General features: G+C 35.5%; 7 protein-coding genes and 2 pseudogenes. 2 read left to right on the forward strand and 7 right to left on the reverse strand.

Features of this window, described 5'->3' with window-relative positions; genetic code table 11:
- Positions 1 to 14: 14 nt before the first annotated feature.
- Positions 15 to 485 carry a peptide-methionine (S)-S-oxide reductase gene (locus LQ608_RS09375; RefSeq protein ID WP_239751493.1) on the reverse strand — a complete coding sequence of 157 codons (471 nt, stop codon included), beginning with the start codon at positions 483 to 485 and terminating at the stop codon, positions 15 to 17.
- Between the two features lie 143 nt (positions 486 to 628).
- On the opposite strand from LQ608_RS09375, the gene LQ608_RS09380 reads away from it, so the two are divergent.
- Both LQ608_RS09380 and spn read left to right on the forward strand, forming a co-directional pair.
- Positions 629 to 1,105 (forward strand): GNAT family N-acetyltransferase, encoded by a 477-nt coding sequence (locus tag LQ608_RS09380; RefSeq protein WP_239751494.1) that lies wholly within the window; start codon positions 629 to 631, stop codon positions 1,103 to 1,105.
- Positions 1,106 to 1,238: 133 nt separating this feature from the next.
- Positions 1,239 to 1,571: an SPIN family peroxidase inhibitor gene (gene spn / locus LQ608_RS09385; protein ID WP_239751497.1), complete on the forward strand. Its 333-nt coding sequence runs from the start codon at positions 1,239 to 1,241 to the stop codon at positions 1,569 to 1,571.
- Between the two features lie 54 nt (positions 1,572 to 1,625).
- Here spn and gtfB read toward each other — a convergent pair whose 3' ends face one another.
- The 6 genes and pseudogenes from gtfB to LQ608_RS12565 form a co-directional block, all read right to left on the reverse strand.
- Positions 1,626 to 2,945, reverse strand: a complete 1,320-nt coding sequence (gtfB, locus tag LQ608_RS09390) for an accessory Sec system glycosylation chaperone GtfB (protein ID WP_239751499.1) — start codon at positions 2,943 to 2,945, stop codon at positions 1,626 to 1,628.
- Positions 2,938 to 4,443 (reverse strand): accessory Sec system glycosyltransferase GtfA, encoded by a 1,506-nt coding sequence (gene gtfA, locus LQ608_RS09395; protein WP_239751501.1) that lies wholly within the window; start codon positions 4,441 to 4,443, stop codon positions 2,938 to 2,940. The genes gtfB and gtfA overlap by 8 nt, the downstream gene beginning before the upstream one ends.
- A 30-nt stretch (positions 4,444 to 4,473) precedes the next feature.
- Positions 4,474 to 4,650 carry a hypothetical protein gene (locus LQ608_RS09400; RefSeq protein WP_239751503.1) on the reverse strand — a complete coding sequence of 59 codons (177 nt, stop codon included), beginning with the start codon at positions 4,648 to 4,650 and terminating at the stop codon, positions 4,474 to 4,476.
- Positions 4,651 to 4,757: 107 nt separating this feature from the next.
- Positions 4,758 to 5,198 (reverse strand): hypothetical protein, encoded by a 441-nt coding sequence (locus tag LQ608_RS09405; RefSeq protein ID WP_239751658.1) that lies wholly within the window; start codon positions 5,196 to 5,198, stop codon positions 4,758 to 4,760.
- Positions 5,199 to 6,461: 1,263 nt separating this feature from the next.
- Positions 6,462 to 8,627 (reverse strand): annotated as a pseudogene (locus LQ608_RS12560) (hypothetical protein); the annotation flags it as partial.
- A gap of 627 nt (positions 8,628 to 9,254) precedes the next feature.
- Positions 9,255 to 11,705 (reverse strand): annotated as a pseudogene (locus LQ608_RS12565) (hypothetical protein); the annotation flags it as partial.
- Positions 11,706 to 13,014: the final 1,309 nt, after the last annotated feature.

Consider the following 13,014-nt stretch of genomic DNA (forward strand, 5'->3'; position numbering starts at 1 on the left):
TTTAGGACTGTGCTTTATTTATATTTATTCATTAATGTTTTTGGGATATGACAATAATCATTGGGAAATTTATCTAATCTGTCTTGATGTTCTTCTGCACTTTTTACATAATTCATCAACATCTTAACTTCAACTGCAATTTTTTCTGCATCGTATTGATTTTTAATAAATTGACGAGCAGTTTCTAAATGTTCTGGTTGCTCACTATAAATGCCTGTTCTATATTTCAAACCTACATCTTCACCTTGTTTGTTCACACTATAAGGATCAATAATTTCAAATAAATAACTCATCATATCATCAACTGTTACAATTTCAGGATTAAAGTTAACCTTTACACATTCTGCATAGCCATCATACTCACCTTCAATTGTACTACTATTGCCATTTGCCCTACCTGCTTCAGTCTCTATTACACCTGGTAAAGTCTTCAAAAAAGCTTGCACTCCCCATAAGCAACCACCAGCTACATATATTGTTTCCATCATTAACGCTCCTAAAAATAAGATACACTCATTATACAAGAAAGTTATATAAATACATTGAATTTCAATTGTTATGTTACAATACATTAACTCAATTTTTAAAATTTAGCTGTTTCACAATAAATTGGAGAACGAGGTGTTATATGAAACTAGTAGCTTATGATGACGCATACTATGATAAAATAGAGAACTTTCAAATCAATTCTTCACAATTAGAATTCACTAATGCACCACTTGATAACATAAGATTAGCAAAACAAAACCCTAATAGGCATTGTATATTGGGAATATCCTACCAAAATGATTTAGTTGTATTCTACGTCTTACATGAAGATTGTGAGTTTACAAATTACTTTTCGACCCCAGCAGAATCAACGATATTTATAAGATCTTTATCAACCGACGAACGTCACCTTAGAAAAGGTTATGCTAGGAAAAGTTTAGAACGCTTAGACGCATACTTAATTGAACATATGCCACATATCAAACACATAGCTTTACTCGTAGACATACCAAATCAAATTGCCTATCAATTATATACTAGTCTCGGCTTCAAAGACGTGAAAGTAGAAGTAGATAATGATGGGGATATTCAATTATTGATGGAAAAAAGCTTATAGTAAAGCAACTTATCTACTACCTACCTCCTAATCCTTAACTATTTCTTAACTAATATTAAATAACTTTTAACTGCCTCATTTTTATGTTTTTTTATATTATAATCAACTCATCAAACGATTTGGAGATGATTATATGAATATTAAAAAGTTAATTCCTGTTACTTTAGCAACTGTTATTTTAGGTTTTGGGGCAGCTAATATTACTGAAGCGAATCATGCTGATGCGAGAACTCATTCTCAAAATGGACTCACTTTACATGATGATACTCGCTTACCATTCCATACCAATCAAAATTTAGCAGCGCTTTTGAATAAGGATACAGATGCTTTAACTAAAAACCAACTTATTGATTATTTTAAAATGTTAGGGTTTAAAAATGTAGGGCAAGTTATACAAACTGCTGAAAAACAAAATTTAGATGTATCTGAATTTAATCAGTACAGAAATCACACAGGTTGGGAATAATAAAAAAGCAGGGACAAGTACACGTCCCTGCTTTTTTAAATTCTTGTCGAATTTCTATTTAAATCCTTCTTTAAATGTTGATTTATTTATTGATCCCGCATGTTCTAATTGACGATTTAATCTATCATTTATTACTGATTCATTATTATCAAGTTCTTTCAAAACCTCAACTAAATCATGATATTTTTCTAATGAATATTGATTTTCTGTAGCAACATAATTTTCATTATGTACCGTTTCTTTATATCCTAATATTAATAATTGATAGTCAAATGCTGCTTTAACTGCATCCAAAATTTCATTTCCTTTATTAATATCTAAATAAATATCGCATTTGTTATACAACGAAATAATTTTTTCTTTTGGAGCGTTCGGAAATAACGTTACATTAACGTAACTATTTAGTTTCATTAGTTTTTGTGACATTTCAGTTAAAGCTACAATATGAAATTGGTATTGAGGGAGACTATTAACTAAGTCTTCTAAATTAGGTATTTGATCAGAGTTTGTTAACGTTAATACATTATGCGAATGTTGATTCTGACTCACAAAATCATATACATACCCTAATTCTAAAATTTGATTTTTATGTTCCTCATCTACAAGTTCAATTAAATTGTTATATTCATTTTTACTCGGTGCTATCACGTGGCAGCCTCGCAATTTTTTAGAGAGCATCAATTTCATATTTCCCGGTAAATTACTATTCGATTTCTCTTGCCAAAACAAATAATCATTACCTTCAACCTTCAAGTCATGCAGTACAGCACATGGAATGGATAAAGAATTTATTAAGAAACTGTCCATAGGCATATTAGCTACTTTTAAGTAAAAAATAATAAACTGCACTTTTGAATGAAAAATATATTCTTTCTCTTGCCATTTTAAGATGATATCATTTGTTATAAAATTCTCTGTAATAATTTCTTGATTTTGATCATTGAACCAACGTTTGATGATTCTACGTTGATTTTCGTCTACAATTAATTGAGCATATTTTAGACCATTCTTATTATAGTAGTCTATTACTTGAGTTTTGCTATATTTATTTAGCCATTCAATGCGTTCAACAATTCTAAAGCCAAAATTATTTTTATAAATAATTCTTCCTTTAGTTTCACCCATATCCTTAATTTCTGCTGAGTTATTATTACCTTCTATTTCCCAAAATCGTGGAACATTAACTTGATTAAAAAACAATGCCTCTGATGATTGATCTTGATTACATGCAAAAAATTGATATGGTGTTAAAATATTTGAAGGTAAAAATCCATCTTCTTCAATCACAATTGTTACATTGTCCATATCAACATTTTTGAATGTTTTATAAAGAACTTTTGTTTTAGTATTGAATGATTCAAAAAGATTAATCATATAGCACCTCTTCAATTAAATTAAACCATCTTTGTCTTATTTTTTCTGTTTTAAAAGTTTCAGCAATCTCATAAGAATGATGATGATATGGATCCTGATCATTTTTGAAAAATTGAATAATGGCATTAGCTAAATTATCTACAATTTGTTGTTCAGATTGTTCATTTGTATTTATAGGTATTAAATAACCATTTTCATCATTACTTATAAAAGTTGTATTACCATAATCAACTTTAAAGCCAATCATTCCTAATCCTGAACCAATTGCCTCCATTAAAGTTAATCCAAACCCTTCGCTAGTTGAACCAGATAAAAACAACTCATATTCAGCATACACATCTTTTAAATCCACGTGTCCTAAAAGAGATATATAGTGACTTGCGTCATTTTCATTGATGATTTTTTGTAATGAACTTCTTTGACCACCTTCACCATAAATATCAAATTCAATCGCTGATATAGTTTGTTTGGCAATAACGACTGCTTTAATCAACCAATCTATATGTTTTTCAGAAGCTAATCTCGAAGCCGTAATAATTGAATTAGGACGTCTACTAAATGGCCTAATAATGTTATCAATACTACCAACTGGTATTGTGTATATTACTGGAGTAACATTGTAATATTTTCTGAATTGTCTCGTTAGCAAATCTTTTTGTCGGTCCGTTGCAGCGATATAAAAATCAATTTGCTTAGAATTTGAAAACACATATTCATAATGGTTATTCCATAAAATATGTTTATCTGATGTTGAATTTTCACTATAATGTTCCGCATGAATAACGATCCCTAACTTAGATTCACCTTTATTTTGAATTATAGATTGTGCAAATCCTTTGGAACGATCAACAATCACAATATCTTTGGAGGATAGTCTAAGCGACTCCATAAAATAAGCTACAAATTCTTGTTTAGAATATAAGATTTTATCCTTAAACATATATAATTCGCTAGTATCATTAATATACTCATTATAAGCAATAGACCCATCTTCATTGTAAAATTGTCTCATATATATTTTCGCTCTATTTTCATAAGGTGCATAATACTCTGAAAAAATTCTAGTATAAGAATAATAGTCTTTCCTAATTAATTTACCTCTAGATACAAATTCAGCTCTATCAACAAATGGCTGTCCTTGTTCCTTCAAATAACAAAGGACATACGTTTTATCTACATCATTAAAAAGTTTAATCGTCTTATTTTCTTCAACTTGGTGTGTTATCTCCATATCAAGTGTTTTAATCAAATCATTCACAGTATAAGAAGTTGGTGCAATTTTAATGTCAGTAAAATATTGGTATAGCCAAATAATTTCATCATCAAAAAATCCTAAATGACTCGTTAAAGACTGCAAATTTTCATGAGCAAAAAAATCTAAAAACACAAATTTAAAGTTTTCATTTTGTTTCCTTAACATATTTGCCCTATATAATTGTGCATACTCAACACCACTACTCGCCCAACCAATACCATAATTAATATTATAAATTGTCATAAAAAGCCCCTTCGCTACATATAAAAATCATTAAATAAACACTCTAAAAATACTAAACAACATAAAACTCACAATCATAAAAGTCCCTATAAACTTCAAAGATAAAAATTGTTTCTTCTCCTTGAGTTCCTCTTCAGATTCTTTAAATTGAAGTAACTCCTCTTCAATTTCCTTATTAATTTCTTCTAGATCTTTATAGTTTTCCATAAACTATCCTTCTCCTTTTACATTTGTAATAATTATACACTTTTCACACATTTATCACAAAACAAGCTAAGAGAAAAACCCTTAGCTCATTTAAAAAATTCAATAAATCATGAAGACTGATTATCACGTTTTTTTCTACGACGATTTTTAAATAAGAAAATTCCACCCATAGTAGCAAGTATTCCACTCATTAAACCAGAATTTTCTTTCACAACATCAGCTTCAGGTAATTTATCATCACTAGCTTGTTTATCCTTTTCATCATTACCTCTATCTTGATAATCACTTTGATCATCTAAGTTAGAAATAACCAAACGTTCATCATCAGCATTCAACTTTATATCATCAATTGAACTATTTGAATCACTTACTTCAAGCGTGTTCTCTACATCACTATTCTGAGATAATCTAGAAACACTCATAGTCTCCGAAGTTTCTTGAGATTCATTTGCACTTAAAGACTCACTCTCATTTGGTGACACAGAAATACTTTCTGACTCACTTGAATTAATCACTTCAGATGTATTTAGCGATTCACTTAAAGACACTCTTATTTCCTCGGAAATGCTAGACGATTCAGATGTACTTATTGATTCACTCTCGATTAGAGATATCGACTCACTTAATGATTCTGACGTGCTTAAGGATTCTGATGTACTTAATGATTCACTTTCACTAATAAACTCAGACTCACTTAATGACTCCGATGCACTCATTGATTCAGAAGTACTTAATGATTCCGACGTACTCAATGACTCGGATGCACTTAAGGATTCTGATGTACTTAACGATTCTGACTCAATCAAGGTCTCAGAAGTACTCAATGATTCGGACTCACTTAATGATGTTGACTCACTCAATGACTCAGACGTACTCAATGATTCTGATTCGCTTATTGATTCCGATGTACTTAATGATTCGCTTTCACTTAAGGATTCCGATGTACTCATTGATTCGGATTCGCTTAATGATTCTGATGTACTTAATGATGTTGACTCACTCAATGATTCTGACGTGCTCAACGATGTCGACTCACTCAAGGATTCGGATGTGCTCAATGATTCACTTTCGCTCAATGACTCAGATGCACTAATAGACTCGGATGTACTCAATGACTCGGATGTACTCAACGATTCGGACTCACTAATAGATCCCGACGTGCTTAACGATTCTGATTCACTGATTGATTCAGACGTGCTCAAAGATTCGGATTCGCTTATTGATTCAGACGTGCTCAATGATTCTGATTCACTAATTGACTCAGACGTACTTAACGATTCTGACTCACTAATAGATTCTGATGTACTTATAGATTCCGACTCACTCATTGACTCGGATGTACTTAAAGATTCACTTTCACTTATAGACTCGGATGTACTCAATGATTCACTTTCGCTTAATGACTCAGATGTACTCAATGATTCTGATTCACTGATTGATTCAGATGTACTTATTGATGTTGACTCACTCAATGATTCGGACTCACTTAATGATTCCGACGTACTTAATGATTCTGACTCACTCAATGATTCTGACGTACTTAACGACTCGCTCTCACTCATTGACTCGGACTTACTCAATGATTCTGATTCACTTAATGAATCAGACGTACTCAGCGACTCACTTTCACTCATTGACTCGGACGTACTAAATGATTCGCTCTCACTCATTGACTCCGATGTACTTAACGATTCGGACTCACTCAACGACTCAGACGCACTCAACGATTCTGATTCACTTAATGACTCGCTTTCACTTATTGATTCAGACTCACTCAATGATTCGGAGGTACTCATTGACTCGGATGTACTTAATGACTCTGATTCACTCAACGATTCTGATGTTCTTAATGATTCCGACTCACTTAATGACTCAGATCCACTTAATGACTCTGACTCACTTAATGACTCACTTTCACTTATAGACTCTGATGTACTCAACGATGTCGACTCACTCAATGACTCGCTGGTACTAAACGATGTCGACTCACTTAATGATTCAGACGTACTCAACGATTCACTTTCACTAATTGACTCAGACGTACTCAATGATTCAGATTCGCTCAACGATTCAGATGTACTTAATGACTCTGATTCACTTAATGATTCTGATGTACTTAACGATTCGGATTCACTTATAGACTCGGACGTACTTAACGATTCACTCTCACTGATTGACTCGGATGCACTCAATGACTCTGATGTGCTTAATGATTCACTCTCACTGATTGACTCGGATGCACTCAATGATTCTGATTCGCTTATTGATTCAGACGTACTTAGAGACTCACTTATCGATTCGGACGTACTCAATGATTCACTTTCGCTCAATGACTCAGATGCACTTAATGATTCGGATGTACTTAACGATTCACTCTCACTCAATGATTCTGATTCACTTAAGGATTCCGACGTGCTCAAAGACTCGGACTCACTAATTGACTCAGATGCACTCAACGATTCACTTTCACTTATTGATCCCGATGTACTTAAAGACTCACTTTCACTCAATGACTCGGACGTGCTCAAAGATGTCGACTCACTCAATGATTCGGAAGTACTTAATGATTCGGAAGTACTTAATGATTCGGATTCACTCAACGATTCGGAAGTACTTAATGATTCGGATTCACTCAACGATTCAGACGTGCTCAATGATTCCGATGTACTTAATGATTCCGATGTACTTAATGATTCCGATGTACTTAATGATTCGCTCTCACTCAAAGATTCCGACGTGCTTATAGATTCTGACTCACTAATAGATTCTGACTCACTTAATGATTCTGACGTACTCAATGATGTCGACTCACTCAATGACTCAGACGTACTCAATGATTCTGATTCACTTATTGATTCCGACGTACTCAATGATTCTGACGTACTCAATGATTCACTTTCTCTCAATGACTCTGATGTACTTATTGATTCACTTTCACTTAAAGACTCTGATGTACTCAATGACTCGGATGTACTGAATGATTCTGACGTACTTAATGATACTGACGTACTCAACGATGTCGACTCACTCAATGACTCGGACGTACTTAAAGATTCACTTTCACTTAATGACTCAGACGTACTCAACGATTCTGATTCACTTAATGACTCGGATGTACTCATTGACTCCGATGCACTTAATGATTCTGATTCACTGATTGATTCCGACGTACTTAACGATTCACTCTCACTCAACGATTCCGATTCGCTTAATGATTCGGAGGTACTTAATGATGTTGACTCACTCAACGATTCGGACTCACTCAATGACTCAGACGCACTCAATGACTCCGAAGTACTTAACGATTCACTTTCACTCATTGACTCTGATGTGCTTAACGATTCACTTTCGCTCAATGACTCAGATGTACTTAATGACTCACTGGTACTCAACGATTCACTTTCACTGATTGATCCTGATGTACTTAAAGACTCACTTTCACTTAATGACTCTGACGTACTCAACGATTCACTTTCACTAATAGATTCTGATGTACTTAATGACTCGGATTCACTTATTGATTCTGATGTGCTTAACGATTCTGATTCGCTTATTGATTCCGACGTACTTAACGATTCACTCTCACTTAAGGATTCTGACGTACTTAACGATTCACTCTCACTTAAGGATTCTGACGTACTCAACGATGTCGACTCACTCAATGACTCAGAAGTACTTAACGATTCACTTTCACTCATTGACTCTGATGTACTTAATGATTCACTTTCACTTATAGACTCTGATTCGCTCAATGACTCGGAGGTACTCAATGATTCAGACTCACTCAATGACTCAGACGCACTCAACGATTCCGACTCACTCAAGTACTCGGACGTACTCAACGATTCGGACTCACTCAATGACTCTGACGTACTCAATGATTCAGATTCACTTATTGACTCCGATGTACTTAGCGATTCGGACTCACTAATAGATTCTGATGTACTTAGGGATTCCGATGTACTCAACGATTCTGATTCGCTTAATGATTCAGATGTACTTATTGATTCTGACTCGCTCAATGACTCGGACGTGCTTAATGACTCACTGGTACTTAACGATTCTGATTCACTGATTGATTCTGATGTACTTAATGAAGTTGACTCGCTCAATGACTCTGATGTACTTAATGATTCCGCTGCACTTAATGACTCTGATGTACTCAACGATTCGGACTTGCTCAATGACTCGGATGTACTCAATGATGTCGACTCACTCAAAGACTCAGACGCACTCAACGATTCCGACTCACTCAAGGACTCTGACGTACTTAATGATTCACTTTCGCTAATAGACTCAGACGTGCTTAATGACTCACTGGTACTCAACGATTCTGATTCACTCAATGACTCAGATGCACTTAACGACTCGGACTCACTAATAGACTCGGATGTACTTAATGATTCGCTCTCACTCATTGACTCCGACGTACTTAGCGATTCACTCTCACTTAATGACTCCGACGTGCTTAACGATTCACTCTCACTCAACGACTCGGATGTACTTGTTGATTCACTTTCACTAATAGACTCTGATGTACTCAACGATTCGGACTCACTCACGGACTCCGATGTACTTAAAGATTCGGACTCACTCAATGACTCAGATGCACTCAACGATTCTGATTCGCTTAATGACTCTGACGTACTTAACGACTCGCTCTCACTTAATGATTCTGACGTACTCAATGATTCTGATTCACTAATTGATTCAGACGTACTCAATGACTCGGATTCACTTAATGACTCGGACTCACTTAATGATTCCGACGTACTTAATGATTCACTTTCACTCAATGACTCTGACGTACTCAACGATTCAGATGCACTTAATGACTCGGATTCACTTAAGGATTCCGATGTACTTAATGATTCGGATTCACTCAACGATTCAGACGTGCTCAATGATTCCGATGTACTTAATGATTCGCTCTCACTCAAAGATTCCGACGTGCTTATAGATTCTGACTCACTAATAGACTCTGATGTACTTAAAGATTCTGATTCGCTTATTGATTCAGACGTACTTAGAGACTCACTTTCACTGATTGATTCCGACGTACTCAATGATTCTGACGTACTCAATGATTCACTTTCTCTCAATGACTCTGATGTACTTATTGATTCACTTTCACTCAAAGACTCTGATGTACTCAACGATTCACTTTCGCTTATTGCCTCAGATGTACTTGTTGATTCGGATTCACTCAATGACTCTGACGTGCTTAATGACTCCGACGTACTTAGAGACTCACTCTCACTCATTGACTCTGATGTACTCAACGATGTCGACTCGCTCAATGACTCAGACGCACTCAACGATTCGGACTCACTCAATGACTCAGACGCACTCAACGATTCGGACTCACTTATAGACTCGGATGTACTTATTGATTCACTCTCACTTAATGATTCTGATGTACTTAACGATTCACTTTCACTGATTGATTCTGACGTACTCAATGATTCAGATGCACTTAATGATTCAGATGCACTTAATGATTCGGACTCACTTAATGACTCGGACGTACTCATTGATTCACTTTCGCTCAATGACTCTGATGTACTCAACGATGTCGACTCACTCAATGACTCAGATGCACTTATTGATTCAGATGTACTTAACGATTCACTTTCACTCAAGGACTCAGACGTACTTAACGATTCTGACTCACTAATAGATTCTGATGTACTTAAAGACTCACTTTCACTCAATGACTCGGAAGTACTCAACGATTCGGATGTGCTTAACGACTCGCTTTCACTTATTGATTCCGACGTGCTTGTTGATTCGGATTCGCTTATTGATGCTGACTCACTTATAGACTCGGATTCACTCAATGACTCTGACGTACTTAATGATTCACTCTCACTTAAGGATTCCGATGTGCTCAATGATTCTGATTCGCTTAATGACTCGCTGGTACTCAACGATTCTGACTCACTTATTGACCCCGAAGTACTTAATGACTCGGACTCACTTATCGATTCGGATTCACTCAATGACTCAGACGCACTCAACGATTCGGACTCACTTAATGATTCTGATTCGCTTATTGATTCTGACGTACTCATTGATTCAGACGTACTTAGAGACTCACTCTCACTCATTGACTCTGATGTACTCAAAGATTCACTTTCACTTATAGACTCGGATGTACTCAACGATTCTGACTCACTCAATGACTCTGATGTACTTAAAGATTCGCTCTCACTCATTGACTCCGACGTACTTAGCGATTCACTCTCACTCAACGATGTCGACTCACTCAATGACTCGGACTCACTTAATGATTCGGATTCGCTTAGTGATTCAGATGTACTTAATGATGTTGACTCACTCAATGACTCGGATGTACTCATTGATTCACTTTCACTAATAGACTCTGACGTGCTTAATGACTCGCTGGTACTCAACGATGTCGACTCGCTCAATGACTCTGACTCACTTATTGATTCTGATTCACTTATTGATTCCGATGTACTTAGCGATTCGGACTCACTAATAGATTCTGATGTACTTAAGGATTCCGACGTACTCAATGATTCTGATTCGCTTAATGATTCAGATGTACTTATTGATTCTGACTCGCTTAATGACTCTGACGTACTCAATGATTCTGATTCACTTAATGACTCAGAAGTACTCAACGATGTCGACTCACTTAATGACTCAGAAGTACTCAACGATGTCGACTCACTTAATGACTCAGAAGTACTCAACGATTCACTCTCACTCAATGACTCTGACGTGCTTAATGACTCACTGGTACTCAACGATTCTGATTCGCTTAATGATTCAGATGTACTTATTGATTCTGACTCGCTCAATGACTCGGATGTACTTAATGATTCCGCTGCACTTAATGACTCGGATGTACTCAACGATTCGGACTCACTTAATGATTCCGACGTACTTAATGATTCACTTTCACTCATTGACTCTGATGTACTTAACGATTCTGATTCACTCAATGACTCAGATGCACTTAATGACTCGCTTTCACTTATTGATTCTGACTCGCTCAATGATTCTGATTCGCTTAATGATACTGAATTGCTCAATGATTCAGATGTACTTATTGATTCTGACTCGCTCAATGACTCGCTGGTACTCAATGATTCAGACGTACTTATTGATTCAGACGTACTTATTGATTCAGACGTACTTATTGATTCGGATGTACTTAAAGATTCTGATTCACTTATTGATTCCGATGTACTCAACGATTCTGATTCGCTTAATGACTCGCTGGTACTCAACGATTCTGACTCACTTAATGATTCAGACGTACTCAACGATTCACTTTCACTAATTGACTCCGACGTACTCATTGATTCTGACTCACTTAATGATTCTGATGTACTTAACGATTCACTTTCACTGATTGATTCCGACGTACTTAGCGATTCACTCTCACTTAATGACTCCGACGTGCTTAACGATTCACTCTCACTTAATGATTCTGACGTACTCAACGATGTCGATTCACTCAATGACTCTGACGTACTCATTGACTCACTTTCACTTAATGACTCAGACGTGCTTAACGATTCACTCTCACTTAATGACTCTGATGTACTTAACGATTCACTTTCACTGATTGATTCTGATGTACTTAACGATTCACTTTCACTGATTGATTCTGACGTGCTTAATGATTCCGATTCACTTATTGATCCCGACGTACTTAATGACTCTGACGTACTCAACGATTCAGATGCACTTAATGACTCGGATTCACTTAAGGACTCCGACGTGCTTAACGATTCACTCTCACTCAAAGACTCAGATGTACTTAAAGATTCGCTTTCACTCAATGACTCGGATGTACTTATTGATTCCGACTCACTAATAGTCTCAGATTCACTTAATGATATTGACTCTGATGTACTCAATGATTCTGATTCGCTTAATGATACTGAATTGCTCAATGATTCAGACGTACTTGCTGACTCGGATGTACTCAATGATTCGGACGTGCTTAACGATTCTGAAGCTGCTGTACTTACTGTCAGTGTAGCGATATTAGAGGGATCAAATGGCTTAGCATTATTTCCTTCACCTACTGTTACTATTACATAATATCTTGAACCGTTTAATTCAGTACTGACATTACTTAGGACTAAATTTTTAGCTGTAGATACTTTTGTATCAGCATTTTCATTTATTACATCTCCATTTAATCTGTACCACTTATATGTAACGACTTGACCAATATCGTCAGGAATTAAACTTGGCGTTACTGTAAATGTAGCATCTTCTCCTACTTCAACTGTTTGATCAGATATAATATCTCCTATTTTAACGTCTATAAAATCTTCTATTTTTGAACCGTTTGAGTTAGTCATTTCTACTTTTACT

The organism is Mammaliicoccus sp. H-M34, from assembly GCF_022386495.1.
GTDB classification, from domain to species: Bacteria; Bacillota; Bacilli; order Staphylococcales; family Staphylococcaceae; genus Mammaliicoccus; species Mammaliicoccus fleurettii.